At 62.7% G+C, this 21,301-nt stretch carries 24 protein-coding genes, 1 pseudogene and 1 riboswitch; of the genes and pseudogenes, 21 read left to right on the top strand and 4 right to left on the bottom strand.

The window, feature by feature from the left end:
- Positions 1 to 84: 84 nt before the first annotated feature.
- Positions 85 to 172: riboswitch (cyclic di-GMP riboswitch) on the top strand.
- Between the two features lie 251 nt (positions 173 to 423).
- From lafK to lfiJ, 7 genes are read left to right on the top strand one after another with little or no spacing between them, the layout of a single operon-like run.
- The gene (gene lafK, locus AB5Y89_RS20485) at positions 424 to 1,686 is read left to right on the top strand and encodes a lateral flagellar response regulator transcription factor LafK (protein ID WP_269475233.1); all 1,263 of its coding nucleotides are present in this window, start codon (positions 424 to 426) and stop codon (positions 1,684 to 1,686) included.
- Positions 1,687 to 1,697: 11 nt separating this feature from the next.
- Positions 1,698 to 2,024 (top strand): lateral flagellar hook-basal body complex protein LfiE, encoded by a 327-nt coding sequence (lfiE, locus tag AB5Y89_RS20480; RefSeq protein ID WP_080767903.1) that lies wholly within the window; start codon positions 1,698 to 1,700, stop codon positions 2,022 to 2,024.
- Positions 2,025 to 2,032: 8 nt separating this feature from the next.
- Positions 2,033 to 3,787, top strand: a complete 1,755-nt coding sequence (gene fliFL, locus AB5Y89_RS20475) for a lateral flagellar M-ring protein FliFL (RefSeq protein WP_102983677.1) — start codon at positions 2,033 to 2,035, stop codon at positions 3,785 to 3,787.
- A complete protein-coding gene (gene fliGL / locus AB5Y89_RS20470) occupies positions 3,774 to 4,802 on the top strand; it encodes a lateral flagellar motor switch protein FliGL (RefSeq protein ID WP_041211827.1) in 1,029 nt (342 codons plus the stop codon). Before fliFL ends, fliGL begins: the two co-directional genes overlap by 14 nt.
- 12 nt (positions 4,803 to 4,814) lie before the next feature.
- Positions 4,815 to 5,507: a lateral flagellar assembly protein FliH gene (gene lfiH, locus AB5Y89_RS20465; protein WP_041211826.1), complete on the top strand. Its 693-nt coding sequence runs from the start codon at positions 4,815 to 4,817 to the stop codon at positions 5,505 to 5,507.
- On the top strand, positions 5,500 to 6,831 hold the full coding sequence (gene lfiI / locus AB5Y89_RS20460) for a lateral flagellar FliI-like assembly ATPase LfiI (RefSeq protein WP_041214019.1): 1,332 nt from the start codon (positions 5,500 to 5,502) through the stop codon (positions 6,829 to 6,831). Before lfiH ends, lfiI begins: the two co-directional genes overlap by 8 nt.
- Positions 6,832 to 6,840: 9 nt before the next feature.
- A complete protein-coding gene (gene lfiJ / locus AB5Y89_RS20455; RefSeq protein ID WP_041211824.1) occupies positions 6,841 to 7,257 on the top strand; it encodes a lateral flagellar protein LfiJ in 417 nt (138 codons plus the stop codon).
- A 4-nt stretch (positions 7,258 to 7,261) separates the two neighbouring features.
- Here the strand turns inward: lfiJ and flgN are convergent, their stop codons facing one another.
- The 3 genes from flgN to lfgA form a co-directional block, all read right to left on the bottom strand.
- Positions 7,262 to 7,705, bottom strand: coding sequence for a flagellar export chaperone FlgN (gene flgN / locus AB5Y89_RS20450; protein ID WP_368224405.1), 444 nt, complete (start codon positions 7,703 to 7,705; stop codon positions 7,262 to 7,264).
- The gene (gene flgM / locus AB5Y89_RS20445; RefSeq protein WP_041211822.1) at positions 7,702 to 7,974 is read right to left on the bottom strand and encodes a flagellar biosynthesis anti-sigma factor FlgM; all 273 of its coding nucleotides are present in this window, start codon (positions 7,972 to 7,974) and stop codon (positions 7,702 to 7,704) included. Before flgM ends, flgN begins: the two co-directional genes overlap by 4 nt.
- A 79-nt stretch (positions 7,975 to 8,053) precedes the next feature.
- Positions 8,054 to 8,845, bottom strand: a complete 792-nt coding sequence (lfgA, locus tag AB5Y89_RS20440; protein ID WP_239054144.1) for a lateral flagellar basal body P-ring formation protein LfgA — start codon at positions 8,843 to 8,845, stop codon at positions 8,054 to 8,056.
- Between the two features lie 61 nt (positions 8,846 to 8,906).
- Between lfgA and lfgB the strand changes: the two genes are divergently transcribed.
- The 12 genes from lfgB to AB5Y89_RS20380 all read left to right on the top strand — a co-directional run bounded on the left by lfgB (position 8,907) and on the right by AB5Y89_RS20380 (position 18,668).
- On the top strand, positions 8,907 to 9,296 hold the full coding sequence (gene lfgB, locus AB5Y89_RS20435; RefSeq protein ID WP_041211820.1) for a lateral flagellar basal body rod protein LfgB: 390 nt from the start codon (positions 8,907 to 8,909) through the stop codon (positions 9,294 to 9,296).
- 2 nt (positions 9,297 to 9,298) lie between these two features.
- Positions 9,299 to 9,724, top strand: a complete 426-nt coding sequence (flgCL, locus tag AB5Y89_RS20430; RefSeq protein ID WP_041211819.1) for a lateral flagellar basal body rod protein FlgCL — start codon at positions 9,299 to 9,301, stop codon at positions 9,722 to 9,724.
- Positions 9,725 to 10,408, top strand: coding sequence for a flagellar hook assembly protein FlgD (locus AB5Y89_RS20425; RefSeq protein ID WP_045522185.1), 684 nt, complete (start codon positions 9,725 to 9,727; stop codon positions 10,406 to 10,408). It begins immediately after the preceding gene.
- Between the two features lie 17 nt (positions 10,409 to 10,425).
- Positions 10,426 to 11,619 (top strand): lateral flagellar hook protein FlgEL, encoded by a 1,194-nt coding sequence (flgEL, locus tag AB5Y89_RS20420; RefSeq protein WP_041211817.1) that lies wholly within the window; start codon positions 10,426 to 10,428, stop codon positions 11,617 to 11,619.
- 10 nt (positions 11,620 to 11,629) lie between these two features.
- Entirely contained in the window at positions 11,630 to 12,364 is a 735-nt protein-coding gene (gene lfgF / locus AB5Y89_RS20415) for a lateral flagellar basal-body rod protein LfgF (protein WP_041214015.1), read from the top strand.
- Between the two features lie 75 nt (positions 12,365 to 12,439).
- On the top strand, positions 12,440 to 13,225 hold the full coding sequence (lfgG, locus tag AB5Y89_RS20410) for a lateral flagellar basal-body rod protein LfgG (RefSeq protein WP_262000184.1): 786 nt from the start codon (positions 12,440 to 12,442) through the stop codon (positions 13,223 to 13,225).
- On the top strand, positions 13,225 to 13,896 hold the full coding sequence (gene flgH, locus AB5Y89_RS20405; protein WP_042015080.1) for a flagellar basal body L-ring protein FlgH: 672 nt from the start codon (positions 13,225 to 13,227) through the stop codon (positions 13,894 to 13,896). Before lfgG ends, flgH begins: the two co-directional genes overlap by 1 nt.
- An 8-nt stretch (positions 13,897 to 13,904) precedes the next feature.
- Complete coding sequence (fgIL, locus tag AB5Y89_RS20400; protein ID WP_041214014.1) at positions 13,905 to 15,011, top strand: lateral flagellar basal body P-ring FlgIL; 1,107 nt, start codon at positions 13,905 to 13,907, stop codon at positions 15,009 to 15,011.
- A gap of 8 nt (positions 15,012 to 15,019) precedes the next feature.
- On the top strand, positions 15,020 to 15,418 hold the full coding sequence (locus AB5Y89_RS20395; RefSeq protein ID WP_041211812.1) for a rod-binding protein: 399 nt from the start codon (positions 15,020 to 15,022) through the stop codon (positions 15,416 to 15,418).
- Entirely contained in the window at positions 15,418 to 16,737 is a 1,320-nt protein-coding gene (lfgK, locus tag AB5Y89_RS20390) for a lateral flagellar hook-associated protein LfgK (protein WP_128271450.1), read from the top strand. The genes AB5Y89_RS20395 and lfgK overlap by 1 nt, the downstream gene beginning before the upstream one ends.
- 10 nt (positions 16,738 to 16,747) lie before the next feature.
- A complete protein-coding gene (gene lfgL, locus AB5Y89_RS20385; RefSeq protein ID WP_041214013.1) occupies positions 16,748 to 17,647 on the top strand; it encodes a lateral flagellar hook-associated protein LfgL in 900 nt (299 codons plus the stop codon).
- 19 nt (positions 17,648 to 17,666) lie between these two features.
- Positions 17,667 to 18,668 (top strand): hypothetical protein, encoded by a 1,002-nt coding sequence (locus AB5Y89_RS20380; RefSeq protein WP_041211809.1) that lies wholly within the window; start codon positions 17,667 to 17,669, stop codon positions 18,666 to 18,668.
- Positions 18,669 to 18,728: 60 nt separating this feature from the next.
- Here AB5Y89_RS20380 and fliB read toward each other — a convergent pair whose 3' ends face one another.
- Entirely contained in the window at positions 18,729 to 19,892 is a 1,164-nt protein-coding gene (gene fliB, locus AB5Y89_RS20375; protein WP_151027305.1) for a flagellin lysine-N-methylase, read from the bottom strand.
- A gap of 210 nt (positions 19,893 to 20,102) precedes the next feature.
- Here fliB and lafA point away from each other — a divergent pair, with 210 nt between their 5' ends.
- On the top strand, positions 20,103 to 20,969 hold the full coding sequence (gene lafA / locus AB5Y89_RS20370) for a lateral flagellin LafA (RefSeq protein ID WP_045522180.1): 867 nt from the start codon (positions 20,103 to 20,105) through the stop codon (positions 20,967 to 20,969).
- A gap of 168 nt (positions 20,970 to 21,137) precedes the next feature.
- A pseudogene (locus AB5Y89_RS20365) lies at positions 21,138 to 21,301 on the top strand (Lateral flagellin); the annotation flags it as partial.

The raw sequence follows: 21,301 nt of genomic DNA, 5'->3' as shown, positions 1-21,301 counted from the left end.
GACAGCAAAGAAAAAATAGAAATAGTCGGATGTATCACATGGCTTCAGGGACAACGTAGCCATGCCATCCAAATACGGGTCGTCGCATGATAAAGGCAAACTGAACTGAAAAGTCAGGACGCAAAGCCTCCGGTCTAACAGCATTGATGCTAATGATAGCGGGGTTACCAAGGCCATGATTTCCCGCCTTGTTTTTATACTGATATAGACCATTCACTCAATAACGGGTGCGGTCTCTATTTGTGTGTCTTTATTTTTCACGCATCAGTTCTGTTGATTGATTCATGTGCAATCACAGGTTCGGGATATATGTTTTCTGATTTATCTAGCAAGGAAAATTCAATACCGACCGGTATTGAAACGCATGCTCATTTATTATTAGTTTCCGCTTCGTTATCAAATGGAAACGATGTTGATCGTATATTGCTCAGTGCCGGTTATCGTGTTTCCTGTGTCGATTCCGTGTCGCTGGCCAAGCAATTTCTCTCGAACCATGCGGTCGATCTCATTTTGCTCGACATGGCGGTCATGACCGAGGCCGGGCCCGCCATGGTGCAGACGCTGGCAGGGACCGACTGCGTCATTTTGGTCAACGAGCATCAGGCCTACCTGGCGGCGGAAGCCATGCGGGCCGGCGCCATCGACTACATCATCAAGCCCTTTAGCCAGCGCCAGATCCTCGATGTGGTGAGAGGGGCCCTGCGCCTGCGCCAGGCCATTCCCAATCTGATCGCCACGTCTCCCCAGAGCCTGCAGGTGTTGCAGCTTGCCCGGCGGGCAGCCAAGACATCGGCCACCATCCTCATCGGTGGCGAATCCGGGACAGGCAAGGAGCGACTGGCTCGCTACATCCACGAGATGTCCAGCCGGGCCGGCAAGCCTTTCGTGGCCATCAACTGTGCGGCCATCCCGGAAGCCATGCTCGAATCCATCCTGTTCGGACACAGCAAGGGGGCCTTCACCGGGGCAACCGCCAACCAGCAGGGAAAATTCGAGCTGGCCCAGGGCGGTACTCTGCTGCTCGACGAGATCTCCGAACTGCCGCTGGCGCTGCAGGCCAAGTTGCTGAGGGTGTTGCAGGAGAAAGAGGTGGAACGCCTCGGCAGTCATCAGGTGATCGCGCTGGATGTGCGGATCATCGCCGCCAGCAACCGGGACCTGAGGGAGCTGGTGCTGCAGGGCGCGTTTCGCGAGGACCTTTTCTACCGGCTCGACGTGCTTCCCATGAGCTGGCCGGCACTGCGGGAGAGGCGGGATGACATCCTGCCTCTGGCGGAATACTTCATCGAACGCTACGCCGCACAGCAGGGGTATCGCCTCGGTGAGAGTGCCCGTCAGCAACTGCTCTCCTATGACTGGCCTGGCAATGTGCGTGAGCTGGACAACGTGATTCAGCGAGCGCTAATTATGGCTCGCGGCTTGCATATTCAGGCCGTCGATCTGATGTTGCCCCATTACGCCGCCGAAGCCGACACCCCGCAACCGCAGGCGCTTGCGGCCCCCGAGGGGCTCAGCGAGACCAAGCGGCATGCTGAATTTCAATTCGTCCTTGAGACGTTGCGCCGTTTCCGTGGTCACCGGACACGCACGGCCGAAGCCCTCGGAATGACGACCCGGGCACTTAGATACAAGCTGGCTGCCATGCGCGAGCAGGGCATCGATGTCGAGCAGCAGATACAAAACTAAGGGATAACCGAGTGAAGATTGAGATCATGTCATCACAGGTGACGCTCCTGCAGCAGATGCAGGAAATGCAGCGAGTCGCCAGTCAACCCCCTTCCATCGAACCGAACGAGGCGTCAGGCGTCTCGTTCAGCGACGCCATGCGCGACGTCGTCGGCCGCGTCAACGAGCAGCAGAACATCGCCTCCCGATTGATGACCGCCGTCGATGCGGGTCAGAGCGACGATCTGGTGGGGGCCATGGTGGCCAGCCAGAAGGCCGGTCTCAGTTTTTCCGCCCTGATGCAGGTGCGCAACAAACTGATGACGGGTTTTGATGACATCATGCGCATGCCGCTCTGAGGTTGATCATGACTGAACTGGTATCCTCCGCACCGGGGGCGTCGGGCTCTCTGCTGGCCCGGGTGCAGGACGGGGTGCGCAACTGGCGTACCCTGTCTCGCGACAACAAATCCATTCTGACCATCGCGCTGCTGGCCGCCGTGGTTGCCGCCACCATAGTGGTCATCCTCTGGACCTCCAGCAAGAATTACGTGCCCCTCTACGGCAAGCAGGAGCTTTACGACACCGCCAACATCATGGAGATGCTGGAGAAGGAGCAGGTACCCTTCCGGCTGGAGAAAAGCTCCGGCCAGATCCTGGTACCTGAAAGCCAGTTGGCCCACATCCGCATGGCGCTGGCCGCGCGGGGCGTGAGGGCGGCCATGCCGTCCGGCCTGGAGGGGCTCGACAATGTCACCGGCCTTGGCACCAGCGAGTTCATGGAAGGTGCGCGCTACCGCCATGCCCTGGAAGGGGAGCTGGCCAGAACCATCATCTCCCTGGATGCGGTACGCAGTGCCCGGGTGCATCTGGCCATTCCGAAGCGGACCCTGTTCGTGGGGCGCGACGAGGAAAAACCCAGCGCGTCCGTGATGCTGGATCTGCAACCGGGCCAGACCATGGAGCCGGGCCAGGTCGAGGCGATTGCCAACCTGGTGGCGGGCAGTATCTCCGGCATGAAGCCCGGGGCCGTCACCGTGGTGGATCAAAGCGGCCAGCTGCTGAGTGCCGAGCTCGGCGACAAGGCCGGTTTCGGCAAGCAGAGCGTCCAGCAGATGGAATATGTGCGCAAGCTGGAGCAGTACATTCGCCAGCGTGCCAGCGACATGCTCTCCCCCATGCTGGGCACGGGCAACTTCCGGGTGCAGATCGCCGCGGACGTCAATTTCAATGCGGTGGAAGAGACCCAGCAACAGCTCGATCCCAATGCCGTGGTGACCAGGGAGTCCAACAAATCGGACAAGACCATCGATGCCCTGGCCCTCGGTATCCCTGGTGCGCTCTCCAATCGACCGCCCGAAACCGCTCCCAAGACCGATCAGGCCGCCACCGAGGGGAATGCTGCCCAGGAGCCTGCCAAGAACGATACCCGCACCGAGCGGCAGGAAGTCAGCAGGCAGTATGAAAGCAGCCGCACCATAGTGCATACCCGCTATCAGCAGGGACGACTGGAGAAGATGAACGTCTCCATCCTGCTCAATCAGCAGAGCGCCCCCAAGGAGGGGTGGAGTCCGGAACAGCTCGAGCAGATCCGCCAGATGGTGGAGCGCTCGGTGGGCTTTGACGGCACCCGTGGCGACCAGATCAGCCTGCAGGTCTTCGATTTCACCGGTGCGGTGCCGGTGGAGCCGCCAGCGTCGAGCTGGCTGGAAACCCCTTACTGGCAAGACTCTCTGCGTTACCTGGTGGGTGGTTTGCTGGGGCTGACCCTGGTGTTCTTCGGCATCCGTCCTCTGGTGAAGCACCTGGTGCGTACCCAGCAATATCCCGACACTGATGTCGCACAGGAGCCGGACGAGGAGCAGGAGCCGACCATGGGCCTCTCCATGCGCCGGGAAGGGGATGGGGAACTGGAAGAGTCTGCGACGGGCAAGAGCCTGTCCCAGTCTCAGTCCGAGTTCCGGCTCGAGCCCCAGTTCTCCTCCCTGGATCTGGAGGCGCTGCCCGAACCGGGTTCCGAGCTGGAAGTCCAGCTCAAGCACCTGCAACTGCTGGTAGACAAGGACACGGCCCGGGTGGCGGAAGTGGTCAGACAATGGGTGAGTGGCAATGAGCAACGTTAATCTGAATCAGAACGCGGTCGACATCGACATCGACAATCTGGAAAAAGCCGCGATCCTGCTGCTGAGCATGGGCACCGAGGCGGCGGCCAAGGTGATGCAGAAGTTGTCCCGCGACGAAGTGCAGCGCCTCATCTCCAAGATGGCCAGCCTCTCCGGCGTGAGTTCGATAGAAGCCAAGTGGACGCTGCAGCAGTTCTTCAACCAGTATCGCGAGCAGAGCGGCATCGGCAGCGCCTCCCGGGAATATCTGGAACAGACCCTGGATCTGGCGCTGGGCCAGCGGCTTTCCCGCAGCCTGCTCGACAGCCTCTATGGCGATGCGATGAGCCAGGACATCCAGCGCCTGCAATGGGTGCCGGCGGATGTGCTGGCCCGCTTCTTCCGCAATGAGCATCCCCAGATGCAGGCGGTCTTGCTCGCCTTTCTGCCACCCCAGACCGCCTCTGCCGTGCTCGATGCCCTGCCGGGGTCGGTGCACGACGATCTGCTGGTGCGGGTCGCGAGCCTCAGCTCGGTCAGCGAGCACGTGCTGGGGGAGCTGAGGCTCACCCTGGATCGCTGCCTCGCCTATGTGGCCGATCAGTCCGGCGCCAAGGTCAACGGGGTGCGCCAGGTGGCCGATATCCTCAATCGCTATCAGGGGAACAAGGAGCAGATGCTCACCCTGCTGCGGGAGCACGATGGTGAGCTGGCCCTCGAAATCGAGAAGAACATGTTCGACTTCATGGCCCTGCGTCGCCAGAGCGACGATACCCTGCAACGTCTGGTGCAGGAGCTGCCGGCGGATCTGCTGGCCCTGGCCCTGAAGAACACCGATGCCGGTTTCCGCAAGGTGGTGCTTGGCGCCATGCCCAAACGGATGGCACAGGCACTGGAGGCCCAGATCCAGGATCAGGGTAGCGTCTCCCTGCGCAAGGTGGAGCAGGCCCGGGAAGAGGCCATGAAGCTGGTGCGCGAGCTGGTGGAGCAGGGCGAGATCGAGTTCCAGCTGTTCGAAGAGCCCACCGTCAGTTAACAGGAGACAGGCATGAGTCAGCATGTGCGAAAACTGGCGGCAGGTGCCACCCGTCTCTACCGCTTCCCGGCGCTGGGCCAGAGCGGGGAAGAGGCCAGAAGCCAGCAGGAAGAGTTCGAATACGGCTACCAGCAGGGGCTGGAGCAGGGGCAGGCGGAAGGGTATCAGGCCGGCTACCAGCAGGGGCTGGCCAGTGGCCTGTTCGAGGGGGAAGCCAAGGGGCTGCAACAGGGACAGGTGCGCGGTCTGGCCCAGGGGCTGGCCGAGGGACGTGCCGCCTTCGATGAGGCCATGGTGCCCTTTGCAACGCTGCAGCAGCAGTGGGAATCCCTGACCCGGGCCCGGATGCTGGAACAGAAGGCCCTGGTCGCCCAGCTGGTGGCCCAGGTGGCCAAGCGCGTGATCCAGGCCGAGTTCACCCTCAATCCCCAGCAGGTGCTCCAGCAGGTGGAGCAGGCCATGGCCAGCCTGCCGAGCGAGTCGGAAGAGCTGGTGATCTACCTCAACGAAGGAGACCGGCAGCGCCTGGCCGAGCAGGGGGTGACCCGCTGCGAGAAGTGGCCGTTGCAGGTGGACCCGGCACTGGCCGTGGGGGACGCCCGCATCGAGACACGGGCCGCGGTGGTCGAGATCAACACGGGGGAGCGCCTCGGCCGCTGCATCGAACAACTCAACCAGACCCTGGAACTCTCTTCGGATGCATGATGCGCTGCAACAGGCGCTGACCTGTGCCCTCGATAGCCTGGAGGAGGTGCCCGGCTATCGTCGTTATGGCAGGCTGGTGCGCGTGACCGGCCTGACTCTGGAAGTCGTGGGGTGCCAGCTCATCATGGGGCAGCGCTGCGAGGTGGAGACCGCCACCGGCGCCGCCCTGCTGGCGGAAGTGGTCGGCTTCAACCGGGACATTTCCTACCTGATGCCGCTCCAGCCCATGAGCGGTCTCTATGCCGGCGCCCGGGTGCTGCCCGTCGACGGAGAGGAGACCATCCGGGTCGGCGAGCATCTGCTTGGCCGGGTCGTGGATGGCCTGCTGCAACCGCTGGACGGCCGTCCCCTGAAAGAGGAAGGGGAACGGGTTCCCCTGTTTTCCTCCCCTCCCAATCCCCTGTTGCGCACCCCGGTGCGCGAGCCGCTCGACGTGGGCATCCGGGCCATCAATGGCCTGCTGACGGTGGGCAAGGGTCAGCGTCTGGGACTGTTTGCCGGTTCCGGTGTGGGCAAGAGCATGCTGCTCGGCATGATGACCCGCAATACCAGCGCCCGCATCGTGGTGGTGGGGCTCATCGGCGAGCGTGGCCGGGAGGTGAGGGAGTTCATCGAACACAGCCTGGGCAGCGAGGGGCTTGCCCGCGCCGTGGTGATCGCGGCACCGGCGGATCAATCCCCCCTGATGCGGCTGCGCGCCGCCCAGCTGTGCCACCGCATCGCCGAATATTTCCGCGAACAGGGTCAGGATGTGTTGCTGCTGATGGACTCCCTGACCCGCTACGCCCAGGCCCAGCGGGAAATCGCGCTGGCCATCGGCGAACCTCCTGCGACCCGCGGCTATCCGCCCTCGGTGTTCAGCCTGCTCACCCAGCTGGTGGAGCGGGCGGGCAACGGCACGCACCCCGAGGGCAGCCTGAGCGCCTTCTATACCGTGCTGGCGGAAGGAGATGACCAGCAGGATCCCGTGGTGGATTCCGCCAGGGCCATTCTCGATGGTCACATCGTGCTGACCCGCCGTCTGGCGGAGGAGGGGCACTATCCCGCCATCGACATCGGTGCCTCGGTGAGCCGGGTGATGCCTCAGGTGGTCTCTCCCGAATGGCAGGGACTGGCGGTGAATCTGCGCCAGCTCTGGGGCCGTTACCAGCAGGTGCGTGAGCTGCTGCCCCTGGGGGGTTATCAGCCCGGGGCGGATCCCCAGATGGACGAGGCGGTCCAGCGCTATCCTGCCATCGCCAGCTTCCTGCAGCAGGGCATTCAGGAAGAGACGCCCATCACCCAGGTGCTGGGCGGTCTCAAGCATGTGCTCGGCAGGGCGTAAGGAGGCGGCATGCTGAAATCCTATCTCGGTCTGCAGCAGGATGCCCTGGAGGCCATGGGCAAAGAGCGGCAGCGTCTGCGCGAGGTGGCGATGAAGGAGGAGCACCGAGCCCTCAGGCTGCAGGAGGTCATCGAGACGATGCATCCGGGCTCGTCGAGCTTTCATCCCCTGCTGTGGCAGAACAAGCAGCAGATGCAGGGGCAGCTTCGCCACCTGCTGACCCACCAGTTGCAGCAGTGTGCGCTCGCCAGCCAGGATCTGGCTCATCACGAGGGGCAGCTCGTCAGGCAGTTCGGTCGGGTCAAGGGGCTGGAGCTGTTGCTGGACAAGCGGGCCCTGGCGGCCCGTCAGCGTCAGGAGTCAGGTGAGCAGCGGCAGCTCGACGAACTCGCCGCACTGGGTCATCGTGCCCGGCAGGGAACGTAAAGGGTCAGTCGGGGAAGTGCTCCTGCCTGCCATAGGATGATTCCTGGCCCAGCAGGGTGTGGATGGTCTCTATCTGGCCTGCCAGCAGGCGGCCGTTCTGCTCGTTCTGGCGACGGCACTGTAGCAGCAGCTGCTCCAGCCGCTGCCACTGCTCGTCCACTTGCTGGCGCAGCGGGGAGGGGAGCTTGCCGATGAGGATGGCCATGCCCCGTTCGTCAGGCTTGAGCCCCAGTGCCTGGAGATGTTCGCAGCGCAGCCTGACCTGGTGCTGGATCTCGCCCATGAGCCGGGTCTGTTGCCGGTTGTGTTCCGTCAGCCCTGCCACGTCGTGACTTGCCAGCAGACGGTACTGAGTGAGCAGCAACTGCAGCAGGTCGGCGTAGCGGCCACAATCCTGCCGGATGCCGATGATCAACTGCTGGATCCGTTGTTTGGGAGGCAGACTCATCGGCGATGCATGTCCAGAATGGCCTGGCTCAGGGCATCCATGTCCAGTTCGAGCCGACCCTCGCTGATGGCCTGGCGGATCTGGTTGACCTTCTCCATGTCCACATCAGAGGTGGAGGCCAGCTCGACCCTCGCCTGATTGATGGTCTGGGCGGTGGCGCTGATCCTGGCTTCCCCCTGGCTGGCCTGGGGCTGGGGTGCCGGTGTGGCTCCCGCCTTGCGCTGAGACTGGGGTTGAACGTAGACAGGGTCGGTGCGTGTGATTTTCATAACGTGAATTCCTGGTGGTCTCTCTTGTGACAGGCGACCCTGAGGTGGCCGAACTTGAATCAAACTCGCCATTTCTGCGCTAAAAGCGGGTTTCGACTTCCCCCTTGTCAACCACCCAGGCCTGGATCTCTTTGCCGGAACCGATATTCCTGACCCTCACCCCTTCACCGATGGCGCCGTTTGACAAGGCCGTTCCACGGGTCGTGGCGGAAAAGCCCGGTTGCCCGGCCCGGATCAGCACCCCTTCCCCTGCCCGGACGGCCCAGGCCTGTTGCAGATCGAGTTCACCGACCAGTTGCCCCATCCTCAGATGGCGAAGGCTCTTGCTGCCTGCCAGGGGCTGCGAGCTGTGGGTGAAGCCCCGCTGCAACCGGCTGGCATCGAGGGATTTCTCCAGCAGATCCTCCGGGGCGATGACATGTCCCTTGGGGATGTCCCGTGCCGCCACCCAGACCGGCAACATCAGGGTGACCTCCACCCGGGCCCGCAACTGCCAGGCGGGCTCGGTACATTCCACCAGATAGGGGCGCCGCCCCCAGGGCTGGCGATACTGCCCGCCAGCCTGGAAGCGAACCGCCTGACGACATGCCGGCAGGTGGGCCACGGCGGGGGAGAGCCAGACCTGATAGTCGGCCCGGGTCTCTGGCCAGCCTTGCTGACGCTGATACTCCCCCAGTGCCGTTTCGGCATCCGCCCTCAGACCGTCGGTCAACTGCTGCGACAGCGACGAAGTGGCCGCCCACGAGGGGAGTGCCAGGAGCAGCAGGGCAAGGAGACCTGCTCGCTTCCCTATGGGAAACAATGCTTCCCCTTTTGTCACTCTTGTCAGCCAGGGGTGATGGCCTGACCAGCGGAAACAACGGTTTTTCATGATTGGCATGAGTCTTGATAAAGGATGCACCGGTCTGACTGGTTCACAAGAAGGATGAAGCATGAGTATCTCATTTGACAGTGCGCTTGGCGTACACCCCTATGCCCTCGATGTGCGGGCAGACAGGGCTCGTATTCTGGCAGGGAACTTGGCCAATGTGGATACCCCGGGCTATCTGGCACGGGATGTGGATTACAAGGCCATCCTCGGCCGGGTCGCCCGGCAGGTGGAGGCAGGAGAGCCGGGCAGCACCATCAGCGAGGGCACCATGGGCAATGACATGCAACATCCCCTCTACCGCATACCCTATCAGGTCTCCATGGATGGCAACACCGCAGAGCTCAGCGTGGAGCAGAGCAAGTTTGCCAGCAATGCCACCGACTTCCAGACCAGTCTCACCTTCCTGAATATGAAAATCACCGGGATCGCCAAGGCGATCGAGGGCCGTTAATCATGTCGTTCAATCGCATCTATGACATCGCCGGCAGCGCCATGCGGGCGCAGACCGTCCGCCTTGACACCGTGGCTTCCAACCTCGCCAACGTCGACAGCGCCGCCGGCAGCGAAGAGGCCGCCTTCCGCGCCATCAAGCCCGTCTTCTCCACCCTCTATCAGCGGGTGCAGGAGGCCGAGGGGCTGGGGGCCGCCCAGGTGCAGATCGCCGGTATCGTCCAGTCTGACCGCCAGGTGGAGAAACGTCTGGAGCCGACCAATCCCCTGGCCGACGGGGATGGCTTCGTTTACTACTCCAACGTCAACGCGGTGGAAGAGATGGCGGACATGATGAGCGCCTCCCGGGGATTCGAGACCTCGGTCGAGGTGATCAACCGCATCAACAGCATGCAGCAAGGGCTGCTGCGTCTTGGTCAGGGGGTGTAAATGAGCCTGCCTCAAGTCAGCAGCCTGGATACCGCCCGCAGCGCCAGCCAGCGCGCCGCCACCCCTGAGATAGCCGCCAACGGTACTGCCGAGGGGCAGGGGGTCCAGCTTCGCAACGAATTCCTCCAGATGATGGTGGCCCAGATCCAGAACCAGGATCCCACCAACCCCCTTGATGGTGCCCAGTACGTTACCCAACTGGCCCAGTTCAGCATGGTGGAAGGGGTCGAGAGCCTGAAAGTGCTGCAGCAGAAGTCCATCAACATGATGGACACCCAGCAGGTGCTCCAGAGCACGGATCTCATCGACAAGGAAGTGATGGTGCCGAGCCAGACCCTTGGCCAGGAGCAGGAGAAGGCGATCCGCGGTCAGGTGGAGCTGGGCGGCGCGGCCGACACGGTCGAGCTCAAGGTCTATGACAAGCACGGCACCCTGGTCGCCACCAAGAACTGGGGCGAGAGCAAGGCGGGGGCGCTGGATTACGAATTGCCAGTACTGCCCGCTGGCGAATACAGCTTCGAGGTGAAGGCTTCCCTGGGGGGAGTCGCCACCACCACCCGCAATTATGTAGCCAGCCAGGTGGAGCGCGTCAGCTTGCCGGGCACGGGCGAGATCATGCTGCAAGTGGCAGGCGTGGGGGAGGTTCCCCTGTTCAGCGCCGTCCAGTTTGGCAAGTCGGCGTAACCAGATAGGAGCGAAACATGTCTTTTAATATCGGACTGAGTGGCCTGCGCGCCGTCAACCAGGAATTGAGCGTCATCAGCAACAACGTGGCCAACGCCAGCACCGCCGGTTTCAAGTCCAGCCGTGCCGAGTTTGCCGCCATCTACGGTGGCGGCCAGGCCGGCGGCGTGGAGATGAGCAACGTCTCCCAGAACTTCGATCGCAACGGGGATGTGACCCGTACCGGGCGGGGCCTGGATCTGGCCATCTCCGGCAACGGCTTCTTCGTGCTCAAGGATGACAACGGTCAGACCTCCTATACCCGGGCCGGCCTGTTCCAGCGTGATGCCAGCAACTACCTGATCACCGCCAGCGGCAACCGTCTGCAGGGTTATGTGACCAATGATGCGGGTGAGCTGCAATCCGGCGTGGTGGGTGACATTCAGGTCAAGGCGGGCAGCCTGGCGGCCAAGCCGTCCGACACCCTGGAGTTCGTGGCGAACCTCAAGGCGGACGCCAGTGTCATCGACCAGGGGCTGCACCCCTTCGATCCCGCCAAGGCGGACAGCTTCAGCTACTCCCAGTCCAGCAAGGTGTATGACTCTCTCGGGGTCGAGCACACCGTCACCCAGTATTTCGTGAAGACCGGCGAGAACACCTGGCAGGTCAACTATGCCTTCAACGGGACCCAGACCGGTGCGCCGGTGACCATGGAGTTCAACACCAACGGCACCCTGAAGTCGCCGACCACGGCCCCCGTGCTGAACCTGGCCCCCGCCGGTGCCGAGCCCATCACCCTCACCGCCGATCTGGCCCGGGTCAGCCAGTACGCCTCCGATTTCAACGCCACGCGCAACCAGTCCAACGGCTATACCGCCGGGGATCTGACCGGGGTCAGGGTGGATGCGGACGGTGGCGTCTACGCCACCTTCACCAACGGCCAGAGCCTGCTCCAGGGTCAGGTGGTGATGGCGAACTTCGCCAATCCCCAGGGCCTGCTGCAAGCCAACAACACCACCTGGCAGCAGTCGTTCAGCTCGGGCCAGCCCGTGCTGGGGGCACCGGGCAGCGGGACCCTGGGCGGCCTGACGGCGGGAGCCTACGAGGCATCCAACGTCGACTTGACCGGGGAACTGGTCAGCCTGATGACCTCCCAGCGCAACTACCAGGCCAACGCCAAGACCATCAGCTCGGCGGACAAGATGACCCAGGTCCTGTTCAACTCCTTCTAAGGCGTGATCCGTGGAAAAGCTTATCTATACCGCCATGTCGGGGGCGCAACACACCCTCATGGCCCAGCAGATCCGGGCCAACAACCTGGCCAACGTGAATACCGCCGGTTTTCGTGCCGACTTCGAGCGGGCGTCCGCCTATGCCCTGACCGGCGATGGCTACCAGAGCCGGGTCATGGCCAGGGAAGAGCAGGCGGGAACCGACTTTCGGGCGGGTGCCCTGATGCAGACCGGCCGCAAGCTGGACGTGGCGATCCGTGGCGACGGTTTTCTCACCGTGCAGACCGCAGACGGCAAGGAGGCCTACACCCGTGCCGGCAACCTGGAGGTGGACGGGGAGGGGTTGCTGACCCTCAACGGCCGTCCCGTGCTCGGGGATGGCGGCGAGATGGTGCTGCCCGCCTATCGGGATCTGAGCTTTGGCAAGGATGGCTCCCTCAGCATCACCCCGCCGGGGGGCGGCGCCCGTCTGGACGTGGGCCGGCTCAAGCTGGTGAACCCGGATCCGGCCGAGCTGGTCAAGGGGGCTGACGGCCTGTTCCGCCAGCGCCAGGGCGGGGATGCGGAGATCAGCGAGCAGGTGGTGCTGGCGTCCGGTTTCCTCGAGGGGGCCAATGTGAACGCGGTGGACGAGCTGATCGGCAGCATGTCCCTGACCCGCAATTTCGAGTTGCAGGTCAAGTTGATGAAAACGGCGGACGAGCAGGCCAGGCAGGGTGCCAGGCTGATCTCTGGCCAGGGCTGACGGTCGGCCATGGCGGCCGGGAATGAATACTGACGGGATGCACCCCGTTCGAACGAATCAGGTGGAGAAACGAAGATGCATGCAGCGCTTTGGGTGAGCAAGACGGGTCTGTCGGCACAGGATGCCAAGATGGCCAGCATTTCCAACAACCTGGCCAACGTCAACACGGTCGGTTTCAAGCGTGATCGGGTGGCGTTCGAGGATCTGTTCTATCAGGTTCAGCGCCAGCCCGGTGCCCAGCAGGATCAGCAGAACCTGTCCCCCATCGGCATCCAGATGGGTAACGGTGTGCGGGTGGTCGGCACCCAGAAGGTATTCACGCCAGGGCAGTTCCAGAACACCAACCAGGAGCTGGACATGGCGGTGGTGGGGGCCGGCTTCTTCAGCGTCGAGCGCCCGGATGGCGAGACGGCCTATACCCGCAACGGTCAATGGCACCGCAATGCGGAAGGGCTGCTGGTCAATGCCGACGGCCTGCCCATGCAGCCGCAGATCCAGATCCCGGACAACGCCACCAAGATCGCCATCGGCACCGACGGCACCGTGAGCGCCACCCTGCCGGGACAGCAGGAGAACGTGGAGCTTGGGCGCATCACCCTGACCAACTTCTCCAACCCGGCCGGTCTGGAAGCCCTGGGGGGCAACCTCTACCGGGCGACCGGTGCCTCCGGTGAAGCCATCGAAGGGGTCCCGGGTGAAGAGGCCATGGGGGCCATCAAGCAGTTCACCCTGGAGAGTTCCAACGTGAACGTGGTGGAAGAGATGGTGGACATGATCACCACCCAGCGCGCCTACGAGATGAATGCCAAGGTGGTCTCCTCCGCCGATCAGATGCTCAAGTTCGTGACCCAGGCGCTGTGATGATGAAGCCGGTGTGGTATTGCGTCGTGCTCGCCCTGCTGCTGGGGGGCTGCTCCACCTATGAGTTGCAGGCCCCCGAGCCCGGTGACGAGAAGTGGGCTCCTTCCCGCTCGGAGCTGACGAAAGCCGGGGTGGGGGAGGATGGCAGCCTCTACCGTAACGACTACATGATGACCCTGTTCCAGGATCGCCGTGCCTACCGGGTCGGCGACATCCTGACCGTCATGCTGGAGGAGCGCACCCAGTCCAGCAAGAAGGCCAACACCAGCATGAACAAGAACAGCAATCTGAGCGTGCCTGTGCCTTCCATCGGTGGTGTTTCCCGACCGGACTGGAGCGCCTCTATCAAGGCGGATCGCGACTTCGACGGCGGGGCGACCTCCAGCCAGCAGAATACCCTGGCGGGGGCCATCACGGTCACCGTGGCCGAAGTGATGCCCAACGGGGTGCTGGGGATCCGGGGGGAGAAGTGGATCCGCCTCAATCAGGGGGATGAGTACATCCGTCTGGGAGGCATGGTGCGGGTCGAGGACATCGACCAGAGCAACCGCATCTCGTCCCAGCGCATCGCCGATGCCCGCATCACCTATGCCGGTCGCGGCGCCCTGGCCGACAGCAACCAGATGGGCTGGCTGTCGCGCTTCTTCAGTTCCGCCTTCTCCCCCTTGTGAGGATTTCGATGAACAGATGGTATATCGCCCTGCTCTGCCTGGCGCTGTCGGGCGTGGCCGGCGCCGCTGCCCCCGCCAAACGGGCCCTGCTGGACATTGCCGACGTGCAGGGGATGAGAGCCAACCAGCTGGTGGGCTATGGCCTGGTGGTCGGCCTCTCCGGCACCGGGGATCGCAGCCAGGTCAAATTCACCGGCCAGTCCATGACCAACATGCTCAAGCAGTTCGGGGTACAGCTGCCTGATGACATCGACCCCAAGCTCAAGAACGTGGCTGCCGTCTCCGTGCAGGCGACGCTGCCCGCCCTCGCCGGCAAAGGTCAGCAGATGGACGTGACCGTGACCTCCATCGGCGATGCCAAGAGCCTGAGAGGCGGCTCGCTGCTGCTCACTCCCCTGCGCGGCATCGACGGTGAAGTCTATGCGGTCGCCCAGGGCAACCTGGTGGTGGCAGGGGTCAAGGCGGAGGGGCAATCCGGCTCCTCCGTGACCATCAACGTGCCGACGGCCGGCATCATCCCGAACGGCGCCATCATCGAGCGGGAGGTGGCCAGCAACTTCTCGGACAAGCCGGAAGTGACGCTCAACCTGCACCAGCCCAACTTCAAGACGGCCCGCAACGTGGAGCGGGAGATCAACCGCCAGCTCGGTCCCGTGGCCAAGGCGGTCAGCGCCGGTCGCATCCAGATTGCGGCCCCCCGCGATGAGAGCCAGCGCATCTCCTTCATGGCCCTGTTGCAGGACATCCAGGTGGACATGGGCAAGGAGCGGCCACGAGTCGTTTTCAACAGCCGTACCGGCACCGTGGTCATGGGGCAGGGGGTCAAGGTGCACAAGGCGGCGGTCAGCCATGGCAGCCTGACGGTGACCATAGGTGAGAGCCAGACGGTGAGCCAGCCCAATGCCTTCTCCAACGGGCGGACCACCACGACGCCCAACTCCCAGATCCAGGTTGACCGGGAGCGCAACAACATGTTTGTCTGGCCGGATGGCACCTCCCTGGAGGTGATCGTCAAGGCGGTGAATTCCCTGGGGGCGACCCCGGATGATGTCATGGCCATCCTGCAAGCCCTCGACGAGGCGGGAGCCCTCGAAGGCGAGCTGGTGGTCATCTAAGGATCTCTATGACCAGAATTACCTCGGAGCCTGGTTTCTATCAGGATCTCAATGAACTGCAGCAGATAAAGAGCAACCCGGATCAGCGCGCGGCCCTGGAGGCGGCGGCCGGCCAGTTCGAGGTGAGCTTCCTGCAGACGGTGCTCAAGCACATGCGTTCGGCGTCCGACGCCATGCAGGATGAAGAGGACAGGCTTATCAAGGGGGAGTCCCTCTACCGCGACATGTACGACAGCCAGCTCGCGATGAGCCTGGTCAAGCGCGGCGGCATGGGGCTCAAGGAGCAGATGGTCAATCAACTGGCCCCCACATTAAAGAATGCCGAGCCGGTGGTCGCTTCAGACTCCCAGACCCTGGCTGCCTTCAGTCAGCCTCTGAATTCGGCAAAAATGAGGAAAGTTGACTGATGTCGCTGCTCAGTATCGGTTTTAGCGGACTCAATGCATCGCAGATCGCATTGAACATCTCTGCCCAGAATATCGCCAACGTCAATACCATCGGGTACAGCCGCCAGGAGGCCATGATGGGCAGTCTGTCGGGCTTTGGCCGGATGGACAACGGCATGGGGGTCGAGGTGACCGGGGTTCGCAGGATCACCGATGACTATCTGGTCTCCCAGCACTGGCGCAGCCGCTCCGCGACCGGCTCCTCCTATGCTTTTCACCAGTACATCAATACGACGGAGCAGTTGCTCGGCAGCGAGTCGATGAACATCACCAAGGGGCTGGACAGTTTCTTTGCGTCCCTGAGCGCCGCTCTCGACAGCCCGGAAACACCGGCGCAGCGCAGCCAGATCGTCAGCTCGGCCGGTGCCCTGGCCAACCGCTTCGGCCAGTTGAACGAGAGCCTGCTGACCCAGGAGAAGCAGATCGACGATCAGCTGGGCAGCACCATTACCCAGGTGAACAGCTATCTCAAGCAGGTGGCGGAGCTCAACACCCAGATCGGCGAGCAGGCTTCCAAGGGGGTCAACACCTCGGCGCTGGAAGACAGCCGCGAGCAGATAGTGCGCGAGCTGTCGACCTTCATGGAGGTGCGGGTCAACCGTCAGAGCGACGGCTCCTTCTCCCTGAGCCTGCCCCAGGGCCAGCCCCTGGTGCTGGCCGGCAGCAGCAGCACCCTCTCTCTGGCCGGTGACACCCTGAGCCTGAGCTTCGGGCCGCAATCCTTCGAGGTCCCCAGACTTCAGGGCGGCACCCTGGCGGGCGTGCTGGAATATCGCACCACAGTGCTGCGCCCCCTGCGCGACGAGCTGAACCAGATCGCGAAGAAGCTGGCGGATGACTTCAACACCAAGCAGGCGGGTGGCGTCGATCTGAACGGCGATCCCGGCAAACCCCTGTTCAGCTACGACCCCCTCAATCCCTCCGGCACCCTCAAGGTGGCCGACGGCTTTACCGGGGATCACCTCGCCTTCGCCAAGGCGGGGGGCGGCAACGGCGACAACCGCAACCTGCAGGAGCTGCTGACCATCAAGGATGATCAGTACGATGCCTACAGCGCCCTGCTTGGCAAGATGGCGGTGCAGAGCGGTCAGGCCAAGGCGACCATGGAGGCCGATGCCAACATGGAGAAACAGCTCGCCACCAAGCTCAGCAGCGTGAGCGGCGTCAACCTCGATGAGGAAGGGGTCAAGGTGATGGCCTACACCAAGGCGTATCAGGCCAATGCCAAGGTGATCAGCACCTCGGATCAACTCTTCAATTCCATTCTCAACATGTTCTGACGGAGTCCGCATGCGCATCAGCACCAACCAGATCCAGCTCAGCATGCTCGACAACCTGCAGCGGGGCTTTGGCGACTACGCCCGGCTGGATCGCCAGATCTCCTCCAACAAGCGGATCCTGCAGCCTTCGGACGATCCCGTGGGCAGCGTGCAACTGCTCGGTCTGAAGAAAGAGCAGGTGGCGATGGCCCAGTACCAGAAGAACATCGCCAATGCCAAGAGCCAGCTATCCCAGGGGGAGCTGCAGTTCGAGACCATGACCAACATGCTGAGCCGGTTGCGGGAGCTGACCCAGACGGCGGCCAACGGTTCCCTCTCCGAGGACGATCGCCGGGCGGTGTCCAGCGAGGCGGCCATCATCAAGGAGGGACTGCTGGATCTCGCCAATGCCCGCAACGAGAACGGTTCAAGCCTGTTCAGCGGCAGCCAGGTGGACAAGACCCCCATCGTCCAGGGTCCGGGTGGAGGCTATCTCTATCAGGGGGATGCCCTGGTGCGGGAGGTGGAGATTGCCCGGGGGGTGACGGTGTCCCTCAACCAGACCGCAGACAGCCTGTTCATCCAGAACGGGGATTTCTTCAAGCAGCTGGACGACATGGTGGCGGCCTTCGATGCCGGCGCACCGGATGCGGCGGATCAGGCCAGAGCCATGCTGGATCGCAGCAAGACCCTGCAGGATGACATCAGCCAGATGGTGAGCACCATAGGGGCACGCATCAATCTGCTGGATCAGGTGGACGAGGGTCATGCCGAGAAGAGCACCTATAGCAAGGAAGTGAGCAATCAGATAGAGTCCCTCGACTACGCGGGGGCCGTGACCCAGCAGGCGCATGTGCTGATGGCTCTGCAGGTGCAACAGCAGGCCTTCGCCAAGGTAAATGGCCTGAGCCTGTTCAACTACATGCCCTAAATCTGTCTAAGGAGCCAGGATGCAGATTCAACAAACCCGTCCGGGGAGCGTGGTCGAAACGCCGGCCCAACCCAGGTTGCAAGGTCGTTCGACTGCCCAGGCTACTTCTCCCCAGACTCCTCGCAATGAACGCCAGCCCAATGTCATCCGGCTGGATCGCTGGGCCCTGATCGGCACGGCGCAGCAGCGCATCGCCCATGCCCAGGGGGGCGAGCAGGCCCTGAGCCAGGTGTGGGGCGAGCTGAAGCGCCTGGAGCAGCAGCTCGGCCAGCAGAAGGCGGCGAGCGGGGATCTGGTCTCCCGTCTCAAGGTACTGGAAGAGAAGCTGACCCAGCCGCAGGCGCCACTGACGAGCGAGCTCAGGCCACGCCTGCTGGCGTCGGCCACGGACAGCAGGGTGCACTACAGCGCGGAGCGGCTCGATCTGCTGAGCCCAAGGGCGAGTGCCGAGCGTCTTGTCTTCTCCTTCCCTCAGACCAGCAGCGCCGTCGAGGTGCTGCTGCCCGCTGATGCCAGTGAAGCGGAGGCGGCTGCCCGTCTGGATCGCGCGCTGCGCAAGGAGCATATCCAGGCGCGCCTGAACGAGCTGGGCAAGCTGGAGCTGAGCGTGCCGGATCAGCACAGGCGCAAGCTGGATGAACCCGTGCTGCTGAGCGGTGAGGGCATCCGCATTCCCGCCGGGAACCCGGTACCCGTGCAGTTCAAGCCAAAGGCGGGGCAGTTGACCCAGCTCGGCGAGGGGCTCGACAAGGGGGAGATCAAACAGGAGCAGCAACGGCTGAAGCGACTGCTCGGAGAGATAGAGCAGTCGGTGCGCGAGCTCAAGCAGTTTCGCCAGCGGATGGTGAAGCAGCTCGATCGGGTGAAGTCACGCAGCCAGAACCTGCAGCAGGAGGAGCTGGTCCAGTTGCAGGGCAAGCTCAGCCTCCAGCTCAAGGAAGGGGGCTTCATGGGGACCATGTCCGGCCTGCTTGCCCAGGCCAACGTCTCGCGCCAGAACGTGGTGGCGCTGCTCACCTAGGGGGCCAGGTCCCGTTCACGACAGAAAACCGCCATGCAGCTCGCTGGCGGTTTTCTGTTTTCAGGGCTTGAGCAGGGCGTACAGGGAGATGTCCGACGCGAAGCCGGAGTCGTTGAGCCCCTGTTCTATGGTCTTGATAAAGCTCGCATTGTGCTGGCGTATGGTGTGGTAGCTGTAGAAGAGGTTGACCACGTCCTGCTCGTCCAGCTCCTTGTCCATGGCCAGCAGGCAGAGGTAGTTGCGCAGCAGGAAGTAGTCGACCACCAGCAGTTGATAGGCCTGGCACTTGTCGCCTTGCTGCAGCGGGAAGTTGTGGTGATAGACGTAGTAGAGCAGGTAGTTGTCCAGGATCTGGGGATGACTGGCCAGGAAGGGGGCGACCCTGTCGTGCCAGACTTGCTGCAGGTGTGCAAGCTTGTCCTCGTCGTAGGTTCCCTCCAGTACCTCGTTGATCTTGTCGAGGCAGACCTGCATGGTCTGCCGCCCCCGTCTCCCCTGGGAGTAGGCGAGCAACTGGTGGGTCATGGTTCTGAGGCCCCACCACTGCAGTCTGGGCAGGGCGGGCAACTGCTCGAACATGGTGTTGAGCTCCCCGCGTTCGGCCAGTACCGCCACCTGATCGAGGAAGGCCTCGTGGGAGAGTTGCGCAGGATCCCGGTGGATCAGCATGCCGACCAGCCATAGCCGAATCGCCACGGGGATATCCGTGGCGGCCAGCACGTGAATGCTCAGGCTGTGCAACGTCGCCATGGCGTTGGAGGGGGGCGGAGCGAAGGGCAGGGACTGGGTGAGCTCGGTGACCTCGGTCTGCATCGCCAGGGGGTCAAGCAGCAACTGGCGGCACACCTGGGGGCAGGAGAGCATCAGGGACCTCTTGAGCTGGTTGCCGATGCGGGTCTGGGCTCTGGGGTAAGTCTTGCAGGTGTGACTCAGGGCATCCGGACCCGCCTTGCTGTGGATCTGGCACAGGCGGTTTTCATCGAGGAAGGGGCAGGCGCCCTGTTCGTCGAGCTTTATCTCCCCCCAGCGCTCGTTGCTCTGCTTCACCTTGATGATGTGCAGCTTGCTCAGGGATTTGACCGTGGGGTCGGGGTGGCGCTCATAGCTGCGGAAGGTCTGCTTGTCGATGCTGATGGTCCAGCTGTGGCAGCAGTTGTCCTCGCAGCGATCGCCGATGCACTGAAAATGTTGAACGAAATGCGGTGTGTAGAGCGAAGCAGCCATGTCGCCATCCGGTAGTGAGAGAGGACGTTTTAAAAGCAATAAGCATGCCGGATAGGGGAGAAGGCGCAAACCCGAGATACCGGAATGCCTGGGAGGGGGTCAGAAGAATAATATGCGTTGGGGAGATTACATTTCTGCACGAAAGGGGTCGCCTCTATCTGATGTCAACCTAACGGGCTGCTGTGCAGCGTTTAACTCGAGGAATACATCATGGGCTTGTCCATTCATACCAACTTCGCCTCTCTGACCACCCAGAACCAGCTGAACAACACCAACAAGATGCTGGGCACCGCCATGCAGCGCCTGGGCACCGGTCTTCGCATCAACTCCGCCGCCGACGACGCGGCCGGTCTGCAGATGGCTACCCGCCTGCAAGCCCAGTCCAACGGCCAGAAGGTCGGCATGCGCAACGCCCAGGATGCCATCTCCATGATGCAGACCGCCGAAGGCGCCCTGGACGAGATGACCAACATCGTTCAGCGCATGAAGGATCTGGCCACCCAGGGTGCCAACGGCACTACCAGTACCGAAGACTACACCGCCCTGAACGCCGAGTTCGGCGAGCTGTCGAAAGAGCTGGCCAACATCACCGACAACACCACCTTCGGTGGCCAGTCCCTGCTGAAGAAAGCCGCTGGCAACTTCGAGAAGGGGGCGGTCAAGTTCCAGATCGGTGGCTCCGCCGCCGAGACCCTGAGCGTGGACATCTCCACCGACCTGAAGAAAGTGACCGGTTCCACCGCTGGCTCCGGCCTGGATGGTACCGCAGTCAAGGGTGGCGGTATCGGTGATCAGACCAAAGCCAATGCCGCCATCACCGAGATGGAAACCTTCCTGAAAGACATCGGCAGCGCCCGTTCCTCCTTCGGTGCCAACATCAACCGTCTGGAGCACACCGTCAACAACCTCTCCAACATGAAAGAGAACACCGACATGGCGAACGGTCGCATCATGGATGCCGACTTCGCTCAGGAGAGCACCAACATGACCAAGAACCAGATGCTGATGCAGGCTGGCATGTCCGTGCTGTCCAACTCCAACCAGATGACCGGCATGGTGACCTCCCTGCTGCGTTGATGCTGGTGGCACCCATCTCCCCGGTGGGTGCCTTTTTCCTGTTTCTCCTCCCGCGCCCTCTTTTTCATCGTATTTTTCAGCCGCAGCTCAAGTCTTGCCTCGCACCTGTCGCTTCTTTCCTTCGTACGGTTATCCGCTGCGGTAGCAGCCTCCTTCGAGGAATAGATCATGGGTTTGTCCATTCATACCAACTTCGCTTCTCTGACCACTCAGAACCAGCTGAACAACACCAACAAGATGCTGGGCACCGCCATGCAGCGCCTGGGTACCGGTCTGCGCATCAACTCCGCCGCCGATGACGCCGCCGGTCTGCAGATGGCCACCCGTCTGCA

This window comes from Aeromonas sp. s4, from assembly GCF_040907855.1.
Lineage (GTDB): Bacteria > Pseudomonadota > Gammaproteobacteria > Enterobacterales > Aeromonadaceae > Aeromonas > Aeromonas caviae.
The sequence above is the reverse complement of the archived record's forward strand: the minus strand, read 5'-3'. Positions and strand labels throughout refer to the sequence as shown.